General features: G+C 41.6%; 19 protein-coding genes. 11 read left to right on the top strand and 8 right to left on the bottom strand.

Annotated features, from left to right (window positions below):
- The first annotated feature begins 67 nt into the window (after positions 1 to 67).
- The 5 genes from HYG93_RS02720 to HYG93_RS02700 all read left to right on the top strand — a co-directional run bounded on the left by HYG93_RS02720 (position 68) and on the right by HYG93_RS02700 (position 4,915).
- Complete coding sequence (locus tag HYG93_RS02720) at positions 68 to 1,030, top strand: sulfonate ABC transporter substrate-binding protein (RefSeq protein ID WP_106984125.1); 963 nt, start codon at positions 68 to 70, stop codon at positions 1,028 to 1,030.
- Positions 1,031 to 1,134: 104 nt separating this feature from the next.
- Positions 1,135 to 2,304 (top strand): FMNH2-dependent alkanesulfonate monooxygenase, encoded by a 1,170-nt coding sequence (ssuD, locus tag HYG93_RS02715; protein ID WP_106984124.1) that lies wholly within the window; start codon positions 1,135 to 1,137, stop codon positions 2,302 to 2,304.
- Position 2,305: 1 nt separating this feature from the next.
- Positions 2,306 to 3,121 (top strand): aliphatic sulfonate ABC transporter permease SsuC, encoded by an 816-nt coding sequence (gene ssuC / locus HYG93_RS02710; protein ID WP_106984123.1) that lies wholly within the window; start codon positions 2,306 to 2,308, stop codon positions 3,119 to 3,121.
- A 15-nt stretch (positions 3,122 to 3,136) separates the two neighbouring features.
- Positions 3,137 to 3,955, top strand: a complete 819-nt coding sequence (locus tag HYG93_RS02705; RefSeq protein ID WP_106984122.1) for an ABC transporter ATP-binding protein — start codon at positions 3,137 to 3,139, stop codon at positions 3,953 to 3,955.
- 345 nt (positions 3,956 to 4,300) lie between these two features.
- Positions 4,301 to 4,915 (top strand): TetR/AcrR family transcriptional regulator, encoded by a 615-nt coding sequence (locus HYG93_RS02700; RefSeq protein ID WP_106984293.1) that lies wholly within the window; start codon positions 4,301 to 4,303, stop codon positions 4,913 to 4,915.
- Between the two features lie 71 nt (positions 4,916 to 4,986).
- On the opposite strand, the gene HYG93_RS02695 is transcribed toward HYG93_RS02700, so the two are convergent.
- From HYG93_RS02695 to HYG93_RS02685, 3 genes are all read right to left on the bottom strand, one after another.
- On the bottom strand, positions 4,987 to 5,556 hold the full coding sequence (locus HYG93_RS02695; RefSeq protein WP_106984121.1) for a 5'-nucleosidase: 570 nt from the start codon (positions 5,554 to 5,556) through the stop codon (positions 4,987 to 4,989).
- A 115-nt stretch (positions 5,557 to 5,671) separates the two neighbouring features.
- Positions 5,672 to 6,748: an aromatic ring-hydroxylating dioxygenase subunit alpha gene (locus tag HYG93_RS02690; protein ID WP_106984120.1), complete on the bottom strand. Its 1,077-nt coding sequence runs from the start codon at positions 6,746 to 6,748 to the stop codon at positions 5,672 to 5,674.
- Positions 6,749 to 7,054: 306 nt separating this feature from the next.
- Positions 7,055 to 8,206, bottom strand: a complete 1,152-nt coding sequence (locus HYG93_RS02685) for a TDT family transporter (protein WP_178961809.1) — start codon at positions 8,204 to 8,206, stop codon at positions 7,055 to 7,057.
- 206 nt (positions 8,207 to 8,412) lie between these two features.
- Between HYG93_RS02685 and ribF the strand changes: the two genes are divergently transcribed.
- The 5 genes from ribF to HYG93_RS02660 all read left to right on the top strand — a co-directional run bounded on the left by ribF (position 8,413) and on the right by HYG93_RS02660 (position 13,993).
- Positions 8,413 to 9,414, top strand: coding sequence for a riboflavin biosynthesis protein RibF (gene ribF / locus HYG93_RS02680; RefSeq protein ID WP_106984118.1), 1,002 nt, complete (start codon positions 8,413 to 8,415; stop codon positions 9,412 to 9,414).
- A 65-nt stretch (positions 9,415 to 9,479) separates the two neighbouring features.
- The gene (gene ileS / locus HYG93_RS02675) at positions 9,480 to 12,326 is read left to right on the top strand and encodes an isoleucine--tRNA ligase (protein WP_106984117.1); all 2,847 of its coding nucleotides are present in this window, start codon (positions 9,480 to 9,482) and stop codon (positions 12,324 to 12,326) included.
- Positions 12,319 to 12,861: a signal peptidase II gene (gene lspA, locus HYG93_RS02670; protein WP_106984116.1), complete on the top strand. Its 543-nt coding sequence runs from the start codon at positions 12,319 to 12,321 to the stop codon at positions 12,859 to 12,861. Before ileS ends, lspA begins: the two co-directional genes overlap by 8 nt.
- Positions 12,854 to 13,336, top strand: a complete 483-nt coding sequence (locus HYG93_RS02665; RefSeq protein WP_106984115.1) for a peptidylprolyl isomerase — start codon at positions 12,854 to 12,856, stop codon at positions 13,334 to 13,336. The genes lspA and HYG93_RS02665 overlap by 8 nt, the downstream gene beginning before the upstream one ends.
- Before the next feature lie 114 nt (positions 13,337 to 13,450).
- Positions 13,451 to 13,993, top strand: a complete 543-nt coding sequence (locus HYG93_RS02660; RefSeq protein WP_106984114.1) for an NADPH-dependent FMN reductase — start codon at positions 13,451 to 13,453, stop codon at positions 13,991 to 13,993.
- Between the two features lie 256 nt (positions 13,994 to 14,249).
- Here HYG93_RS02660 and HYG93_RS02655 read toward each other — a convergent pair whose 3' ends face one another.
- Positions 14,250 to 14,645, bottom strand: a complete 396-nt coding sequence (locus HYG93_RS02655) for a tautomerase family protein (protein ID WP_106984113.1) — start codon at positions 14,643 to 14,645, stop codon at positions 14,250 to 14,252.
- A gap of 825 nt (positions 14,646 to 15,470) precedes the next feature.
- Here HYG93_RS02655 and HYG93_RS02650 point away from each other — a divergent pair.
- The gene (locus tag HYG93_RS02650) at positions 15,471 to 16,511 is read left to right on the top strand and encodes a TauD/TfdA family dioxygenase (RefSeq protein WP_106984112.1); all 1,041 of its coding nucleotides are present in this window, start codon (positions 15,471 to 15,473) and stop codon (positions 16,509 to 16,511) included.
- 264 nt (positions 16,512 to 16,775) lie between these two features.
- Here the strand turns inward: HYG93_RS02650 and HYG93_RS02645 are convergent, their stop codons facing one another.
- From HYG93_RS02645 to HYG93_RS02630, 4 genes are all read right to left on the bottom strand, one after another.
- Entirely contained in the window at positions 16,776 to 17,087 is a 312-nt protein-coding gene (locus HYG93_RS02645) for an ankyrin repeat domain-containing protein (protein WP_106984111.1), read from the bottom strand.
- Positions 17,088 to 17,161: 74 nt separating this feature from the next.
- Entirely contained in the window at positions 17,162 to 18,148 is a 987-nt protein-coding gene (locus HYG93_RS02640) for a DUF3644 domain-containing protein (protein ID WP_178961807.1), read from the bottom strand.
- An 88-nt stretch (positions 18,149 to 18,236) separates the two neighbouring features.
- Positions 18,237 to 19,577 carry an aromatic acid/H+ symport family MFS transporter gene (locus tag HYG93_RS02635; RefSeq protein WP_106984109.1) on the bottom strand — a complete coding sequence of 447 codons (1,341 nt, stop codon included), beginning with the start codon at positions 19,575 to 19,577 and terminating at the stop codon, positions 18,237 to 18,239.
- Between the two features lie 314 nt (positions 19,578 to 19,891).
- Positions 19,892 to 21,256 carry an MFS transporter gene (locus HYG93_RS02630; RefSeq protein ID WP_106984108.1) on the bottom strand — a complete coding sequence of 455 codons (1,365 nt, stop codon included), beginning with the start codon at positions 21,254 to 21,256 and terminating at the stop codon, positions 19,892 to 19,894.
- Positions 21,257 to 21,725 lie beyond the last annotated feature (469 nt).

The following is a 21,725-nucleotide window of genomic DNA, read 5'->3' as shown; positions in this document are numbered from 1 at the left end:
AAAAGAAAATTCATTAGCGTATGTGCATTCCATGTCGTTCTTATTTTAGGTTCAGGAGCAACCTGCCATGCGCATCATCCCTTCTCAATTTTGGACAAAATCACTCGCTCTTTCTGCTGCGACTGTTGCTGTCATGATGCTGACGGGTTGCTCTAAAGATCAAGCCCAAGAGACCATTACTTTAAATATCGGCTTTCAAAAATATGGCATTTTGCCGATTGTCAAAGAACGCGGCAATTTAGAAAAAGCGCTAGAAGCGCAAGGCGTTCAGGTGAAATGGGTGGAATTCCCGGCTGGGCCACAGCTATTAGAAGGCTTAAATGTCGGTAGCGTTGTGTTAGGCGAAGCAGGTGAAGCCCCGCCAATTTTTGCACAAGCAGCCAACTCAAATTTAGTCTATGTGGCCAACCAACCTGCTGCACCCAAAGCAGAAGCCTTACTGGTGCCTAAAGATTCTGCCATCAACAGCATTGCTGACTTAAAAGGCAAACGCGTTGCCTTAAACAAAGGCTCAAATGTTCATTATTTATTGTTGAAAGTTTTAGAAGCCAATCATTTAACACTGAATGACATCAATGTCATTTATTTACCCCCTTCCGATGCACGTGCAGCCTTTGAAAAAGGTGCAGTCGATGCTTGGGTGATTTGGGATCCGTTCTTTGCTGCAGCTGAACAACAAATTGGCGCGCGCGTTTTGGCCACAGGTGAAAACCTCGTGAGCAACCATCAGTTTTATTTGGCTGACCGTAAATTTGCTGAAGCCAATCCAAAAGTGATTCAAGCCGTGGTGAAAGAATTGAACCTGTCTACACAGTGGGTAGCGAGCCATCAAGATGAAGCCGCCAAGTTACTCGAAAAGCCAACTAGCCTCGATTTTAACATTTTAAAAAGTTCGATTTCACGGATGGGTTTTGGCGTGCAACCCATTAGCCCTGCAGTAATTAGCGAGCAACAACGTGTTGCAGATGCCTTCTATGCGCAAAAGCTCATTCCAAACAAACTCAATATTGACGCTGCCATTATTAAATAAGTTTTTTCACTTTCATTTTATTTCCCGCAGGACTGACATCGACCAAATCAGAACCAGATGCAGCCTGTTGGATGACCGAGCACATTCAAAATTAAGGAACAGATATGAAAATTTTTTGGTTTATCCCGACGCATGGTGACAGTCGCTACCTCGGTACCAGCAAAGGTGCTCGTGTTGTTGATCATGCATATATGAAACAAATTGCGGTGGCGGTAGACAACCTTGGCTACGAAGGCGTACTGATTCCAACAGGCCGTTCATGTGAAGATCCATGGTTAACAGCTACCAGCTTGATTGATGCAACCAAAAAATTAAAGTTCCTTGTTGCACTTCGCCCTGGGGTGACTACACCTGCTTTAGCTGCACGTATGGCAGCAACATTTGACCGTTTATCGGGTGGCCGTGTATTGCTTAACTTAGTTACAGGTGGTGACGAGCAAGAACTCAAAGGTGATGGTGTATATGAAGACCATGCGACTCGCTACAAAACTGCAAACGAATACACCACCATTTGGCGTGAAATTTTAACCCGCTCACATACCGGTGAAAGCTATACCTTCCATGGTGAACGCTTAAGCGTAGATGATGCCAAACTTTTATATCCACCTGTACAACAACCGTATCCACCGCTTTGGTTTGGTGGCTCTTCAGATGATGCAATTGAGTTAGCGGCATCACAAGTCGACACCTATCTCACTTGGGGTGAACCACCTGCTGCAGTGAAAGAGAAAATTGCCGTGGTCAAAGCCCGCGCAGAGGCCAAAGGTCGTGAACTGAACTACGGTATTCGTTTACACGTAATTGTACGTGAAACCAATGCTGAAGCATGGCAAGCGGCTGAAGAGCTCATCCAATATGTTGATGATGCAACCATTCAAGCCGCGCAAGCCAAATTCAAAAGCATGGATTCAATCGGACAACGCCGTATGGCTGAACTGCACAATGGAGACCGTACTAAACTCGAAGTATCCCCTAACCTTTGGGCTGGTGTAGGTCTAGTCCGTGGCGGTGCAGGTACAGCTTTAGTCGGTGATCCTGAAACAGTGGCTGCACGTATTCAAGAATATGCAGACCTCGGTATTAATACCTTTATTTTCTCGGGCTACCCGCATTTAGAAGAATCGATTCGTTTTGCAGAATTGGTGTTCCCGCTACTGCCACTCGAAACCCAACAAAAGCTAACTCAACCCAATTTGACTGGCCCATTTGGCGAAATTGTCGCGAACAATTACACACCAGATGAAAATAAAAAACCGATTCAGGAGCCAGCTTAAAATGTCTAAATCTGTTTCGGTTGAAGCCTTCGCAGAAAAGAAGGTTTCACGTGGAACACAGCTCGGGCAGCGTTTGCTGCCTTGGCTTCTTCCTATTGTTCTGATTTTGCTTTGGCAAGTTGCCTCAGTCACTGGCCTATTACAAAGCCGTATTTTACCTGCACCAAGCGCCGTTGTTAGTGCATTTTGGAGCTTGCTTTTAAGTGGTGAACTATGGAAACACGTGCAAGTCAGTGCGGGCCGTGCACTTTTAGGCTTATTGGTCGGTGGTGGTTTGGGCTTATTACTAGGCCTGCTCAATGGCTCATCTAAAGTCGCTTCAAACTTGCTCGACACCACCATTCAAATGATCCGTAACATTCCAGCGCTTGCACTCATTCCATTGGTGATTTTATGGTTTGGTATTGATGAAAGTGCCAAGCTATTTTTAGTGGCGATCGGGGTATTTTTCCCTATTTATATTAATACCTATCATGGTATTCGTTCTGTCGACCCACAGCTCATTGAAATGGGCAAAAGTTATGGCCTCACACGCTGGCAGCTCTATAAAGACATTATTTTGCCGGGTGCAATGCCTTCAATTTTGGTCGGACTGCGTTTTTCCTTAGGTTTGGTGTGGGTGCTGTTAATTGTGGCCGAAACCATTTCTGCACAAGCAGGTATTGGTTATATGACCATGAACGCACGTGAGTTTTTACAAACCGATATCGTGTTGGTAGGGATTTTACTGTATGCCCTACTGGGTAAATTAGCTGACGTTTTAGCCGTGGCTTTAGAGCGTTATCTCCTCCGCTGGCACGCTGGCTATCAAAAATAAAAAAGGACACATGACATGACTGATTTAAGTATTGGCCGCCATGCCCAAGATACCTCAAATGCAAATACATCAAGCTCAAACACGCACACCAACGACATTAACCCCAATGCTGTGCTTGGTGCCGAAATTCACATTGAGCAACTGCATAAGTTCTATGGCAGTGTAAAAGTACTCGAAGACCTCGACCTGCATATTCAGCCCGGTGAATTCCTTGCCATTGTGGGCCGTAGTGGCTGTGGTAAAAGTACCCTACTTCGCTTAATTGCCGATTTAGAAAAACCAAGCTACGGTGAAATCAAATTTAAATCTGCGCGTCATATTCGTGAAGGTATTACCTCCGATGACATTCGTGTGATGTTCCAAGATCCACGACTTTTGCCTTGGCGAAGCATTGAACAAAACGTACAGCTCGGTTTAGAAAAAGAGCGACATGCCAATGCCTCAGCCATGCTAGAAAAAGTTGGCCTGAAAGAAAAAGCCTCATTATGGCCGTCCCAACTTTCAGGTGGACAGCGTCAAAGAACGGCGCTTGCACGCGCATTATCTCACCAACCGCGAATCTTACTGTTAGATGAGCCACTCGGCGCTTTAGATGCATTAACCCGCTTAGACATGCAAAATCTGATTGAAAAACTCTGGACCGAGCAAGGCTTTACGGCCATCTTGGTAACCCATGATGTGAGCGAAGCGGTACAACTTGCAGATCGTATTATTCTGCTCGATAAGGGCCATATTGCCTCACAATTTCAGGTCGATCTGCCCCGTCCACGACAAAAAAATCTGGCTTTTAGCACACTTGAACAACAGGTGCTCAATGCTGTGCTCGCGACTTAAATATTTTTAATTTGTCTCATACTCATCATGTAGCAAGTGATGAGTGTGGGGCATATATATCGATTAAATCGTCGATTTATATGCGGTATAAAGCACCTAAAAGGTGCATGAATAGGTGCCCCAACTTAAAATCAACAACTTCCATAACATTAATGAATAAAAATAATCATTTTTTTATTTATGCATACTATTTTTTATTTGATTTTAGTGGGGCTGTCAGGATAATTTAATCATCGATCTATAAAATAAATCGCCATTATTCATAAAATTACAAAGTTTGGTTGTGCACAAGGCTGCTGATTTGCCGTACAATCCCCGATCCCCCTTTTCATTGTTAAAATGCTAATGGAACAAAAAAAGAGTACTCAAAAACGTAACCAGTTGCTTAGCGCTGCACTGGACGTATTTTCCCTATATGGTTTCAATGGGGCCAGTCTGGATGAAATCGCGCAAATTGCAGAAATGCATAAATCGAATATTTTCTATTACTATGAAAATAAAGAAGCGCTTTATGTCGAAGTGTTAACCACAGTGTTACAAAAATGGTTAGCGCCTTTGCAAACTTTAGAAGCAGATTTAGAACCTGCTGAAGCGATTACCAATTATTTGATGCAAAAAATTGAAGTATCGCGTACGCAGCCTAAAGCGTCTCGTTTATTTGCGCTTGAAGTGATTCAAGGTGCGCCACATATTCTTGATATCCTCAAAGGACCTTTAAAGAAGCTGGTAAAACGTAAAGCTAAAGTGATTAGTAACTGGCAAGAACAAGGCAAAATTTCAAAGGATATTGATCCTGAAATTTTGATTTTGAATATCTGGGCTGTTACACAGAACTATGCTGACTTTGCTACGCAAATTGAAATGGTGACAGGCAAAACCTTGCGTAACCGTAGCATGAACCAACGTGTGATCCAACACACGGTGCACATGATGCTCTATGGTGTATTACCTCGTAATTAATTCTCTCTATTGTCTTTCGTGGCAATGATTGGCATTCGGCCATAACTCGATATGGCCGCCAACCTTATTTTTTATACTTTTAAACTTTGATATAACGATAATAATTTTTGCGCGCCTAACAATAAGTTTTCTTCCCAATCCAGATGTGCTGTGTCATTTGCACCATCGGTAATATATTTTACCGAGATTAAGCGAACGCCCAGTTTTTTACATACTTTTGCGATTGCGTAGCCTTCCATGTCCACTAAATTACACGGTACTTTCGGTAGCCCAGTTTCAAAGCTGTCGCCAGTACCGCAAATTCCTTGTGCAAGATGATCAAAATAAGGTACCAGCTCAATCCCCGCAGGATACTCATCATCTAGTGGCGTAACCCCTACTGCAAAGCCCAATGGCGACACATCCATATCACGTTGCACAAACTGTGTAACCTCAACCAATGCATGTGCATCAAAATGGGAGCTCCCAGCCGTCCCTAAGTTCAGCAAGGTTTTGCAACCTGTTTTTTGAATTACTTCATAGGCTTTAAATGCTGCGTTGACTTTACCAATGCCACTATAGTGAACATCAATTCCCGCAGACTCAAACAAACCTTTAGACTCATTGGCTAAGGCCATCATTAGGGCTAAATCTTGTTTCATGTGCCATTCCTCATATTCATGGCTACCGATATAACATAGATTGGCACAAAACCATAAAGACCTTCGTGTGAAACACCTTGCTTGGGGTCAGCAATGCACTTCCCCCTTTGCTATCTTAAATTTGAAACTGCATAGGACGCTTGCCCAAAATAGATGGGGTTAAAGACTGATCATGACGTAAGGATTCTAAAATCTTTTCCAATGCGATATGCGCCATATCACCACGTACACTATGTGAATGCGTCATCGGCATACTTTCCAAACCTTTACGGCGTGCCGCCAAAATTTTAATGTCTTGGTTATTCACCACCCACGTGTATACGTTCACCGCAGGTTGAATTGCTTTTGCCAACACACGTGGAATTGGAAATTTATAGCTTACACAGGTATATACCCGTGATTCATAAGGCCCAACAGGCGTAATCAGGCTGTTAAAGACCATGCCTGAAGGTTCACCCCAGTGGTATTCCACCAAGGTAATATTGGGTGCAATAAAGCTATCACGATGAACCTGCTGTGCACCATGTGGATTGGTCAGCCACGGCATCATGCCTACATCTGCCTCATGGTCATGATATTCCACCACCACCTTACGTGGACTCACCTCAATCGTGGCATCTACCGCTTTGCCCGACTCAGAGCGAAACCAGCCTTCGTGCACAAATATCGTGTGGGTAACATCCATAATGTTTTGTGCGACAGTGCCCATCTCACCATCATATTTGCCCACCATATAATAACTTTGCCAACCTGGTGCATCATAAAAAGGCAGTTTAAATACTTCAGGGCGTGCTTCAGGCGCTTTATCGCCTAAATAGACCCAGATCAATCCATCTTGCTCACAGACGTCATAACTCCGCTGTTTAAATGCATGAGCTTTCTCTGGAAAAAATTTGCCATTCACACTGGGAATATGCGCCACCTGACCATCGCCTTGATAAGACCAGCCATGATAAGGACAAGTCACACAACCATTGGTCATTTTGCCTGCGGAAAGAGGAACACCACGATGTACACATTGATCGAGTAGAACGGCTGCCTGCCCATTCTTTTGACGAAACACCACAAAATTTTTACCGTAAATGGTGGTTTGTAAAGGTTGATCTTTTTTTAATTCTTTCGCAGTACAAGCAACGTACCACTCTTCCAATAAACCCTTGGCCTGATCCCAAAATTGAGTTTTTTCGCACATTTTAAAATCCTGATTTCCATATAGAATTTTTATCTATTTAATTTTTATTGCGTGTTGTTTTAATTGATTGAGTGCACAGAATATGCCCATCTCAGGGGCATATTCTAACAGTTTAATTTTTTTGCAAAATAGCATCGTACAGATAAATCGTATCAGTATGGTCAAGTGGCAAACTGTGCAATGTGATGTATCCCGTATATGCAGTATGGTGAGTCACCTTGTTTATCGAGCAATCCTCAGCGTATGCTGTCATCCATGAACATGCTCACCACGGGTCTGCATACGCACTCAATCAAGCCTCCCCCATTACACGGCTTTTTCAGCGCACTGTTGCTTTGCCTCCAAATAGCTTTTTAAACACGGTGAAAAAAATAAATGCCCGTGATAAAAACCGTGTGCAGTTTTGCCAGCCACCCATAACCACAGCACAAGCAAAGCCGCACTCAAACCATAAGCAAAGCCATAAATCCATGCCATCTGTAGTTGCGCAGCTAGATTTAAGATCGCAAAGCTATACACCCCCAACGGAAAGGTTAAGGCCCACCAACCTAAATTAAAAGGCAACACACGCCTGTGATGTAATGTGGTCAATATCGCTAAGCCTAACCACCACAAGCCAAAGCCCAATAATATTAAACTACCCACAATACCTGCACCATGTAGGATCTGCCCTACATGTGCGAGTCCAATACTGGCCAATACGCTAGGCGCCTGAGCACCCAGTACCAACAGAGCAAAAGCACCTGTACCAATTGGCCCCAAAGCCAACCAATTACTAATGGCTAATTCTTTGGCAGGTAACTGATGTAGCGCCAAACGGAGCATGAGGATAGTTAAAATCGCAAAAGCTGGCAGTACAGACATTCCCAACAGCACATAACTGGCTAGCAAGATACCAACAGCATGCTCCGTCACAACAAGATGACCCAGTAATAAGCCTCCACTTGTGGCTGCAACCTCACAGGCCACAATCGGCAGTAGCCAAACTGCAGTCATGCTTTTGAGTTCGTGTTGTTGTCGTTGGTACATCACAAAAGGGACCAGCCAAGCAATTGCTACAGCCAAGACCACATCGACATACCAAAGTAGCTCGGCCCAAACCAAGGCGCTTTCGCCATAAATTGGCTGACCATATTTTAAAAAGCCATTTAAAATGGTCGCCAGCGCCATCGGGATAGCTCCCAAAAACAAACACATCATGGGATGCTTAAAAATTTGTTTGGCTTCGACAGGGTAATACAGCCAACGCAACACATATAAAGCACTAAACAACACAAAGAGCAGCATATTCAAATGCCAAAGCATCGCGCCGAATGACCATGTGAATGCTTGAAAGATAGGGAACTCTGATACAATCAGTGCAACCACGCCCGTCCCCATACACACCGTAAACCAGTTCGGAGTGAACTGACGGATCATCGTCTCAAGCCGTGTCTGTAAAAGCACCGTGTTTTGCATATTGTTGTCCTCATCTAGAAGCTGGTCTTATCTTAACCAACCCAACAAATAAGAAAAATTGATTAATATTTATTAAATGAATCAATTTTTTCTATATACGAACTTAAACTGCGGATTTCTTTTGCGTAAAAACACAACAACAAGACGAATGCTGAAGAATATGGCAATATATAGCCCACAAACATTTTCAACGATTTGATTCGCCCATGCAGCTGCTCCGTCTGAATGCTTTAGCGCCCAACTTAGAATTTCCTCAAACGGCCTTAACGATCGGCAATTTTGATGGGGTACATTTGGGTCATCAGGCGATGCTCAGCCAACTTAAAGAGATTGCAGAACAACAAAATTTAAAAACTGCAGTGATGATTTTTGAGCCACAACCGCTTGAATTCTTTAAATCTTATGAAGCACCACCCCGCATTTCTTCGCTACGTGAAAAAGTCGAATATTTAACAGCGCTCGGCGTAGACTATATTGTGGTGGCAAAATTTGATAATGACTTCCGCAACCTCAGCGCTGACGCTTTTTGCGACATTTTAAAATACAAACTCAATACGCAAAGTTTAGTCTTAGGTGAAGATCATCACTTCGGTAAAAACCGTCAAGGCAATAGTGAATTTTTACGCCAACGCGGTTTTCATGTGACCGATTTACAAAATGTTGAAGTCAATGGTGAACGTGTTAGTTCAACCCTCGTTCGGCAAACTCTGCAAGCTGGTGACTTAGCCCATGCAGCAAAATTACTCGGTCGTCCTTATAGCATCACCGGTCGTGTGCAATACGGCGATCAAATTGGTCGTACCATTAATTTTCCGACCATTAACGTAAGGCTCAACCGTCATAAACCCTGCCTAAATGGCATTTATGGTGTAGAAGTTCTGTGTGAAACTGAGTCCCTACGTGCCAAAGTGCAACAGGACAACCCTGAGCAACTTGGCATTGCGGGCTATGAACCCACTGCCCTATTCGGTGCGGGTCATGTCGGTACACGTCCTGCCATTAAACATGTTCATCCAGAGTGGCGTTTAGAAGTACATTTTCCGAATGTTTCTGCTAATCTGTATGGCCTGTTAATGCGGGTAACGTTCCTCAACTATTTACATGGTGAAAAGGACTATCCGTCGCTTGAAGCCCTAAAAGCTGGAATTGATGATGATGTCGAAAAACTCCTTGAGTTTCGACAAAATACCCCAACATTTCCATTCTAATTCGACTTAATTTTTATTGATAAAACGTGTCCGTCCTAGACGGATGAAATTGGATGACAACTTGCATGAGCGATAAGCAAACTCCTGAAAATGCAGTGGATTACAAAGCCACGCTAAACCTCCCAGGTACTGAATTTGCAATGAAAGCAAATCTCGCAGTACGTGAAGCGAAATGGTTAGAAGAGTGGTATGCCGATGACATTTATCAGCAGATTCGTGCATCGCGTATTGGCAAGAAAAAATATGTGCTTCATGACGGCCCTCCATACGCAAATGGTCAAATTCATTTGGGTCATGCCGTTAACAAGGTTTTAAAAGACATCATCATCAAAAGCCGTGTGATGGATGGCTTTGATGCACCATACGTACCAGGTTGGGACTGCCACGGCCTTCCAATTGAACTCAAAGTAGAAGAAAAAGTGGGTAAAGTTGGCGTGAAAGTAGACGCCTCTACTTTCCGTAAAGCCTGCCGTGAATATGCATACACACAAGTTGAACTGCAAAAGAAAGACTTTGTGCGTATGGGCGTGTTTGGTGATTGGGACAACCCTTACCTCACCATGAACTTCAAACAAGAAGCCGACATTGTGCGTTCACTTGGCGCCATTGCCAAAGCGGGTCATATTGAGCCGGGTCTTAAACCTGTCAACTGGTGTTTGGACTGTGGTTCATCTTTGGCTGAAGCTGAAGTTGAATACGAAGATAAAAAATCGGATGCAATTGACGTAGGCTTTACTGTTGTTGATTTAGCAGATTTATCGGCACGTTTAGGCGTACAAATCGCGGATCGTACAGACATCGTGATTTGGACCACTACGCCTTGGACCATGCCTGCCAACCAAGCGGTTGCACTGCATGCTGAGCTTGAATACCAATTGGTGAAAGCAACTGGCGAAGACAAAGCACCACAAAACTTCATTCTTGCAAAATCATTGGTTGAGTCTGCAACACAGCGTTATGGCTTTACAGCATTTGAAGTGATTGCTGAATTTGTTGGCGCTAAACTTGAAAACTTAGTACTACAACATCCGTTAATTGCTGAACGCCAAGTCCCAGTCATCTTGGGCGAGCACGTCACAGACGGTAGCGGTACAGGTGCAGTACATACAGCACCCGGCCATGGTGTAGACGACTATAAAGTTGGCTTACAGTACAACTTAAAAGTTGAAAATCCAGTTGGCGGTAATGGTGTGTATTTACCAACATCTCCACTGTTTGCTGGTGAGCACATCTATAAAGCCAATCCAAAAATTATTGCTGCTTTAACTGAAGCGACTAAGCTTTGGGCGCATGTGGTGATTAAGCATAGCTACCCGCATTGCTGGCGCCACAAAACTCCAATTATCTTCCGTGCGACACCACAATGGTTCATTAGCATGGATGCACAAGGTTTACGTGCCAAAGCACTCAATGCGATTGAAAATGACATTGGCTTTGTACCGGATTGGGGTAAAAACCGTATTGAAGCGATGATCGAAGGTCGTCCAGACTGGTGTATCTCACGTCAACGTACATGGGGCGTGCCAATTCCATTCTTCGTACACAAAGATACTAACGAATTACACCCACGCACACCTGAATTGATTGAAGAAGTTGCAAAACTGATCGAGCAAGAAGGGATTGATGGTTGGTATAACCGTGACGCAGCAGAATTTATCGGTGCAGATGCAGAGCAGTACAATGCTGTACGTGACACTTTAGATGTATGGTTCGACTCTGGAACAACACACTTTGCAGTGCTTCGTGAACGTGAAGAACTGCAAGATCCAGCAGACTTATACCTTGAAGGCTCAGATCAACACCGCGGTTGGTTCCAATCTTCATTGTTAACATCGATTGCAATCAATGAACGCGCACCTTACAAAGGCTTATTGACGCACGGTTTCGTGGTCGATGAGAAAGGCCGTAAGATGTCAAAATCAATCGGTAACGTGATCACACCACAAGACATCATTAAAGATATGGGTGCTGATGGTCTACGTTTCTGGATCGCATCTGCAGATTACCGTTATGAAATGACTGCGGGTAAAGAAATCTTTAGCCGTGCATCTGATGGTTACCGTCGTATTCGTAACACTTTACGTTTCTTGCTTGCCAACTTGAATGGTTTCAAACCATCGACGGATGCATTGCCTGTAGATCAATTGATCGCGCTTGATCAATACATCTTGCAACGTGCAAGCGATGTTCAAAAAACCATTCAACAAGCATACGAAGATATGAACTTCCATATCGTAACGAATGCGTTGACCAACTTCTGTATTAACGACTTGGGTGGTTTCTACTTAGACATCATCAAAGACCGTCAATACACCACTAAAGCAGACTCTGCAGCACGTCATTCTGCACAAACTGCGTTGTATCACTTGGTACAAGCATTTGTTCGCTGGATGTCACCAATCTTAAGCTTTACCGCGCAAGAAGCATGGCCTTTAATTCCAGAGCAATCTGAGAAATATGTCTTCACTGCTGAATGGTATGACATTCCAACTGCATCAGCCGCTAACCTTGTTTCTGAAGCAGAATGGCAAACGCTCATTGCTGTAAAATCTGCAGTAAATAAACACATTGAAGCAGCACGTAATGCAAAAGCAGTAGGTTCTAACTTATCTGCCAAAGTAGAGCTTTGGGCATCTGAAGAACTCAAAACTGTACTTGACCGTCTAGGTGATGAGCTACGTTTTGTCCTCATCACATCTCAAGTGGTTGTAAATGCATTTGATGCAGCGCAAGGCAACGAATCTGACCTTGAAGGTTTACGTGTAAACGTATCAGCAGCTGACGGTGAAAAATGCGCGCGTTGCTGGCATGTTCTACCAGATGTGAATACACATCACGAACATCCAGGTCTTTGTTCTCGTTGTATTATTAACCTTCCTACAGGTCAAGGCGAAGAGAGAAAATATGCCTAATCCACAACAAAAAAAGGGTTTATTTCAATTCTATCCACACAATTTAGTGTGGGTAGGCTTATCCATTGTTGCCATTCTTTTGGATCAATGGACCAAATGGATTGCCAGCACGAGTCTGAATTATGCAGACCCTGTCCCAGTCCTACCCTTTTTAAATTGGACATTACTACATAACTATGGCGCTGCTTTTAGTTTCTTGTCCGATGCCGGTGGATGGCAACGTTACTTCTTTACCTCACTTGCAGGTTTAGTGTCTGTTATTTTTGTATTTTGGCTGATGCGTATGCCAAAAACCGTGAAAATTTTACCCATTGCGATTGCCCTTATTTTAGGTGGCGCAATTGGTAATTTAATCGACCGCGTATCTTTAGGTTATGTGGTCGACTTCATTCATGTGTATTACAACAACAGCCACTTCCCTGCATTTAATCTTGCAGATAGTGCCATTACGCTGGGTACCATCTTATTGTTGATTGATACCTTCTTCCTTGAGAAGCAGCGTATTCAACGTGCGGAAGCGCAAAAAAATGACTGATTTGATTCATCCTAACGAAGAAATTCGTATTGAAAACGGCTCTAAAGTCGATCTTCACTTTTCTGTCGCGATTGAAAATGGCGTAGAAATTGATAACACCCGTAGCCGTGCTGAACCTGTGAGCTTAGTGATGGGTGATGGCAGTTTATTACCTGGTTTTGAAAAAGCATTATTTGGTTTACGTGCTGGCGACCGCCGCACTGTAAGCTTGCCACCAGAGGATGCGTTTGGCCCTTGGAACCCTGAAAATGTACAAAAGTTTGACACTGTAAAATTTGAACAGCGTCCAACTGAAGGTCACATGATCGAGTTTGAAGACAAAGCCAAACAAAGCCTATACGGCGTGGTAAAAACAGTGGGTGAAGACATTACAGAAGTCGACTTTAACCACCCATTGGCAGGTAAAAACATTACTTTTGAAGTAGAAATTTTTAAAGTAACGCCTGCTGGCCAGCAAGGCATTAAAATTATGTAAGTGACGCAAGTCATAAAAAGCACCTTCGGGTGCTTTTTTATTATTTACAGATCAATACTATACAGCCCAATCACCATAGATTAATTTAAACAGAAAATAGCACTTGAGAAACTTATGAATATTCAAATTATTGTGGGTAGCGTACGTGAAGGCCGTACAGCAATTAAAGTTGCAGCATGGATCCAATCACAAATCAACAGTTATGAATTCAGCACGGTTCAAACCGAAATTGTTGATCTAAAAGCATGGGATCTGCCATTTTTTGCTGGTGCCAACCCGCCTATGACGGGTATTTATGATCAGCCCAAACAACAAGAATGGGCTGCACAAATTGCCAAAGGCGATGCATTTATTTTCATTAGCCCCGAATACAACCACGGCTACAGTCCAGCACTCAAAAATGCCTTAGATTATTTAGGCAAAGAATGGAATGCAAAACCAGCTGCCTACGTCAGCTATGGTGGGAGCAACGGTTCACGTTCAATTGATCAAATCCGTCAGGTAGCAACGCAGCTTGGACTGGTAGACACCAATGCCGTGGTTGAAATCCGTGATATTTTTGCTCGCAACCGCGCAGAAACATTTGAAGGCAATGAGTTTGATGACAAAGCACTGAAAGCAGCTTTTGATAAATTGGTGCAATACGTCAACGCATAAACCACCTTGTAAGCTTTTGCTTACAACAACTGCGGAAATTGACCACTTTTCACTTATTCGCAGCCAGTCTAATATTGGATTCATAGAGAGACAGGAAGTCTCCAAAGCCTAAAACAATAATGATAAGCAGGACAGACGCAGGAAGCGTACGGTACGACAGGAGTTATACCGCTAGAATGAATCCGAAAAAGCCTCAACAGGATGTTGAGGCTTTTTTCGTTCTATGCAGTGTCATTCAACTTTACGTTCAACGACTTTACACATCCAATTGAAAACCCAAATCAATATCACATGCTGCTTGACCACCACGAATCCCCCAATTCTGTAATGGGCTTTCTCGAAGCAAAATTAAAATATGGTCAGCAGGAATACCGAATGTGATTAAATTCTGTACTAAACTTTGATACAAACGACGCTTTGCCGTTAAAGAGCGTCCAGCAAAACAATCAATACTAATCTGTGTAAACAGCACGGGCTGTGCTAAACCATCAAACACTTGAAAACGATGTGGCGCATGTACACACAAGCGAATATTACGATCTGTTTGAGGAAGCTGAAAACTTTGCTGTACGGCATCCAAAACCGTATTTAATAATGCTTGTTCTTGCACGTCGTTATACTGGGTACGAATATCAATTTGAATGATCGGCATAAAACTTATTCTTTGCTCTTGTTATCAGCCAAACATTATGAACATTTCTTTGCGATATCGCTGTAAGCATTTTCCTACACCATTTGCAGAAATTAACAGCTATCTCAGTTTCATCTTTCAAACTATATTAAGTTCATAGCCAGACAGGATGTCTGATAAGAAAAATAAAAAAATGTCACAACAGCAGGATGCTGAATGGTATGAAAGGAAACATACCTTTGCAACGAATCAAAAAAAGCCCCGACAGGATGTTGGGGCTTTTTTTATCTTCCTCATCAAGGCATACATATTTTGCATTTTGCCCTGGCTCTGATTTTATGCTGTATCCATTTAACTGACTTGTCTCAAGATTTTGTGGCTTTGTACGCTATGACTTACACGAGATGCAGAATTTAGCGTCTTCTTTACCTAAGGAAACACAATTATATTAAGTTCATACCAAACAGGAAGTTTGGAAGAGAATAAAAGCAAAAACAATACAGCAGGACTGCTCAACATAAAAAATATGCTTAAGCGCATAACATAAAAGAAAAAATAGACACAGCAATAAGAATCAGGCAATAGCCCGAGTAATAGATTAGAAAAGCCTCAACAGCAATGTTGAGGCTTTTTTCATTTCGGGTAGCTAAATTTTCAACCACCATCCTCTCGCCTTGCATTTGGTCGTAAATATAAAACTGCTTCACAAAAGTTAAAGCGTTTCAGTAAAACTCTACATATAATTTGCATATTCTTTACGCAACTTGCGCTATGATTTGCTCGCGTATAAGAACTGCCAAAGGATCAGGCAGCAACTATAAAAAAAATGAAATGAGAGAATCAGCTATGCAGCCTCAGCAGCACTTTTTAAACGAATACACCAAAGTATTTTCAGCAACAACTGAAAATAACTCCAGTATGGCCTTGGCACAGTATATTGGCTCACACCGTAATGAACTGATGCAACAACTGCATGATTACGGCATTTTAGTCTTTCGAGGCTATCAAATTGAGCAACCTGAACAGTTTCAAATGCTGATTGAGCAATATTTTCAACTTCAACCTTGGAATGCATTTAATCCCAATATGCCAGGCTGGGCAGCGTCATGGATGCGTAAATACAGTGAAAGCATTTTAGGTGCTGGCGATTATCGTCGCTATATCGACCGTAATACGGTACAACTTGGCCCCGTCGAAAATTCAGTACAAGGCCCGCATGTTGAAGGGGGTGTACGTTCAGAGCGTTCACGTTATATCGCTCTTTTTTGTCAGGAGCCTTCGACTTATTTGGCCGAAACTGGCTTTAATAATTTAGAACTGATTTGGAATAAACTCCCAAAAACCTTACAAGAAAAATACCTTGGTGCTTGGAATCATTTTTCTTATGTCTCTGCACGCAAACTGAGTGTATTGGATCGGCTGTTATTACAAAAGAGTCCGTTTAGCATTGAAATGCGTAAGGACAAAAAAGCCAAACTGACCCTACAGCGCTCACCTTTAGTGATTCACCATCCAGATACCAAAAAACTGGCCTTACAACCGTGGGCATTTGCCAACAATACCAATCCTTTTGCACATCAAGCCGCACAAAACTGCTTTGATAACCGTGGAGAGATTGAAATTGATTCCACAGCAGATGGCATGCAACTCACATGGGAAATTTACAACCAACAAGGCGACAAAATTGAATGGACGGATGAAGAAAAACAACAGTTCTTCAATGCCATGTATAAGGATGCTTTGTTATTAGAATGGCATAAAGGTGATGTTGCACTGGTTGATAATGTGAAAATTGCACACTGGCGTATGAATGGCGAACAAGGTAACCGTAAGCTCATTCAGATTCAGGCCAATGTGTTTAATGCAGATGACCATTATGCAGCTTAGCGACATGGCCTCAGTGATGATTCTTCATCCGTTCGTGTACGCTACAGCTTACATCGCTTGCAGAATTCTGCCTCTAGGCAATAGTGCTCATTCAGCATAATCTATAGTTATCAGGAAACAGGAAGTTTCCAAACTTAACAACAAGAATAAAAGGTTTGTACACCAGGACGTGAGATACGACAGGAGTCATATCTAAACTTACGAAATATCGAAAAGCCCTATCAGGAAGATGGGGCTTTTTCGTATCTGCGCGATCGTGATTTTTTATAGGCTTTTTAGGTAGTTTACGATTTCTGTCTGCTCTGCCATTTCTGCAAGCTCTAAAGCCGTATAAGGCGCTTTATGCTGTACATCCGCACCTTTGCTGACCAAGAACTGAACCACATCCAAATAGCCGTTTTCTGCAGCTGCTTGTAGTGCGCTGTAGCCTTCTTCATCTGCTTGGTTTACATCTACACCATTGGCTAAACGTTTTTCAACTTCTGCTACATCACCTAAAGATGCCCAATACACTAATTCTGGTAGGTGCAGTTCGTCATCGTCTTCAGGGATTGGGGAGATAGAATTAAATTGCATTCCTAGACCTTCAACTTTATAGGATTATGAACAGACTAACATAACTCTCGCACCACAATTTATGTAAATTATGATCATTTCTTTTCATAGTATTTATCAAATTCTTTAAATATATTTGCATTGTAAAAAGTTTTTTTACTGCTATTAGGATTTGAAGGATCAAGAAGTCTTTGATACGCATATCTTTGATCAGACTCAAATTGTTTCCTTAAATCATGGTATTTCTTATTAACTTTAAACTCTACATACCTCTTTATACATCTTGTGCTGAGAACATCATAATTCCAAGGATATTTATCGCTAATATCTTCTTCGGATAACTGTACTACCGTAGCAGCAGGATCATTTGTAATGATAACTGGTAAGCCCGATGTACTTTTAACTTTTTGAAATTTAAGATCAATTCTTAATGTTAGATTGTAATCACTAAAATCATTATCATCATATTTTTGTTCACTTTTCTTTATATAGTCGAGCACATTTTTCTCACTATTATTTAATATCGTTCCTGACGCATTCTGAAAATCTCTAAAAAATGAGATAGGCATAAGATAAAAATTATATTTTGCTAAAACATTACCAAACCACTCATTTACTAAATGCAGATAGTTTTGTAATGCCGCTGTACCTAATTCTTGTATTTTGATTGCAATAGTAAAATCATCATTAATAAAGTGAATAGAGTTATCTCTAATTTCAGTAAGAGCTAATAAATTTTCATAGACTACTTTATTTATTTTTAATCCAAAATCATTTGTAATAACATTGTATGCTTCAAACAAATTAATAGACATCGCGTTACCACTTCTATTTTTTTTAATGCTTTTAGATGTTGATTTATTACCACTTTTCAAAGTTTTTAATTCAGTCTTATATATTGAACTTAATTTATTGCTAGAAAGATGCAGTACTTGGGCTTTTAATAATAACTCCCAAGAATTTATACACAAGACAGAAAAAGTTTCTTCTCTGTATTTAAAATCTGGTTTGTTATAAATCTCGATAGCTGACAGTATAGCTGCTATCGATTTTTCTAGCATCAATCTTGAGCGTGATTTCATAATTTACTAATTTAATTTTTTTTTAGTATATTTATTTTAATAAATATAAAAAAGCCCCCATACGGAGGCTTATTCATTTTAAATCTGCTTAAGCTTTTGCTGGCTGCGCCACTTCAATCTTGTCAGAATCTGTATCTTGCATAATCAATGCAACTGCAATCGCACAGATCAATACAGGTAAACCCACTGCAATAAAGTTAAAGTGTGCAGGAAGGCTCATCCCTAATAAGCCACCAATGAGGATAGGACCAATAATTGCACCCATACGGCCAATCGCAGATGCCCAGCCAATACCCGTCGAACGTACTGCCAATGGATAGAACTGCGCTACATAGCTGTATAGCAACATTTGCGAACCAATAGACGCCGCACCAGCCAAGAACACCAAAATGTAAAGCAAGAACTGGTTAGACTGGAAGCCCATTAAGCTCATCACAATCGCACCCATTAGACCCAAGCACATCAATACTGGTTTCAAATGGAAACGGTCCGCCAAAATACCACCGCCCACGATTCCAACAACTGCACCAACGTTCATAACCATCATAAACATGAGGCTGTTATCCATCGAATAGCCTGCCGCCATCATCAATTTTGGTAACCAACTGCTCAATGCATACATGGTGAGTAAGCAAGTGAAAAACGCGATCCAGAACAAAATTGTATTTGTTGCACGGCCACGACGGAACAAACTCATCACGCTTGCAGATTCAGGCGTATCAACTTGATGCAATTCAAAAGTTGTTGTTTCTTGCACAGATACTTGTGGAGCCAATTGACGCACAATAGTACGAGCTTCGGCTTGACGGTTCTTTTGCACAATAAACGTTAAAGATTCTGGTAAAAATTTCCAAATAACAGGCAGTAAAAACAGCGGAATGCCAGCAATAAAGAACATGATTTCCCAGCCAAAACTTGGGGTAAACCATGCACCCAATAAAGCAGCCATAACACCACCGACCGCATAGCCACTAAACATACCTGTAACCAAGGTGCTACGCATCTTCTGTGGGGCGTATTCAGAGGTTAAAGCCACAAGGTTAGGCATTACACCACCAATGCCTAAACCCGCCAAGAAACGCAAAATAGCAAATTCTGTCGGGTTTGAAGCAAAGCCACCAGCAAAGGTTAAACCACTGAATAAAACAATACAGATCATAATGACTTTTTTACGGCCAATTTTATCGGCCAAGGAACCAAATAGCATGGCACCAAACATCATCCCTGCAAGTGCTGTACTCGCAAGCATACCTGCCTGCATTGCACTTAAGCCCCACTCTTCCATAAGCAAGGGTAAAACAACACCATTAATCGCTAGATCATAGCCATCAAATAAGATAATAAGCAAACACCAAGCTAAAACTTTAAAATGGAATTTGGAAAATTTTGCGTGATCAATAATATCATTCACATTCACTGCTTTTGACATTACTCACCTCCTGTAAATCTTTATTTGCATTGCACTTTAACTAGCGCCCTTCAGTTTAAAATTTTGTTTTTTAGAACAAAGCTGAAGCCATTTACTAAAGTAGTTTTGCCTAATATTCACATAATTTATACCACCATAAAAATTCAACATTAGTCTAATCAATCACATTTTCAGTGACTTAAATTCATTTTCTTGAGTGATTTTTAAACCATTTAAATACTTTTAATTCAAATTTGATTATTTTTACATCGCCAAAGAAAAAGCCTTCATCAAAGATGAAGGCTTTTTTAGAGATACTTTAAGCCAAAATTCAACTAGGCTTTCACACTGCTCAAACGTTTCTGCAATTTGACTTCTGCATCCACTTCTTCCTTCGACGTTTTAGTGCTAATGAATGCCACAGCAATCGCAACAATAATGACGGGTAAACCTACTGCCATAAAGTTGATTTGGTGAGGCAATTCCATACCCAACAGCATACCAATTAAAATTGGGCCCACAATCGCACCTGTACGGCCCACAGCAGAAGCCCAGCCAATACCTGTTGAGCGTACAGTCACTGGATAAAACTGTGCTACATAGCTATACAGCAAGATTTGTGAACCAATTGCAGATGCACCAGCAACAGCCACCAATAAATAAATAACGGGCTGTGGAGACTTAAATCCTAATAAAGATAATGCAACTGCGCCTGCCAAACATAAGCTAATAATCACGGGTTTCATATGAAACTTATCAGCCAAAATACCACCGCCAACAGTACCAATGACTGCGCCTATATTCATGGCTAATAAGAACATTAAGCTACTGCTCATCGAATAGCCCGCAGCCATCATCAGCTTTGGTAACCAACTGCCTAAAGCATACAGTGTTAATAAACACATAAAAAAAGCTAACCAGAACAGCAAAGTATTGCTTGAACGCCCTTGTTTAAACAAGCTGCTAACAAAAGCAGGCTCTGACACTTTTGCTTCGCTCAGAACGAGTTTCACCTGTTTTGGTAAATCAACCTCAGCATCTAAACGCTGTAAAATTTGGCATGCTTGCTGATCTTTTTGTGCTTTCACCAAAAAGGTTAATGATTCAGGCAAGAACTTCCAAACAAAAGGTAAAAACAACAGCGGTACACCAGCAATAAAGAACATGATTTGCCAGCCGTAGCTTGGGGTAAACCATGCGCCAAATAAAGCAGCCATCACACCACCCACAGCATAACCACTAAACATGGTTGTTACTAAGGTCGCACGTAAACGTTGTGGCGCATATTCCGAAGTTAAGGCTACTAAATTAGGCAATACACCACCAATTCCTAAGCCCGCTAAAAAACGTAGTAGACCAAATTCGGTCGGATTTGATGCAAAACCGCCAGCAAAGGTAAAGCCACTAAACAGTACCACACAAATCATAATGACTTTTTTACGGCCTATTTTGTCGGCCAAGGTACCAAACAGCATGGCGCCAAACATCATGCCCGCTAAAGCAGTACTGGCCAACATCCCTGCCTGCACAGCCGTTAATGACCATTGTTGCATCAGTAGAGGAAGTGCCACACCATTAATGGCTAAGTCATAGCCATCAAATAAAATAATCAATAGACACCAAAACACCACCTTAAAATGAAAAGGTGTAAATTTAGCCTGATCAATCACTTGATTCACATTTATTGCATTCGTTGCCATAGCTCACCTCCTGTGAGATTACATATCATTGTTGTAGTGATCACATCGGGAAGCTTTTATTGTTTTACAGATTTAGCTCAGCCCAATACAAGAGCATTATTTGAGCACAGCGATATTTGACGAGACACACGACAAAAGTCTAAAAAATAGACAAATAACTGCACCTATAGGTACAGTTATTTATGCTTAGAATGGAAAATTTGAGCAATTTTGATCTTATATTTTTTAATGATTTATGCTAAATACGCTTATTTTTTATCCTATTTATTCTTTTTTATTGAAAGTCACGAATTCAAACCTGTTTCTAAATAAGCTTTAGCCTTATTTAAAATATTTTTTATGCATAAAAAAACACCCCCTGCACTAGTCAGGGGGTGTTTCGAATAATGAGCTGGCGATGACTTACTCTCACATGGGTAACCCCACACTACCATCAGCGCTAAGAGGTTTCACTTCTGAGTTCGGGAAG

Source organism: Acinetobacter sp. SwsAc6, from assembly GCF_013391565.1.
GTDB classification, from domain to species: domain Bacteria; phylum Pseudomonadota; class Gammaproteobacteria; order Pseudomonadales; family Moraxellaceae; genus Acinetobacter; species Acinetobacter cumulans.
This window is presented reverse-complemented; position numbering and strand designations above follow the sequence as displayed.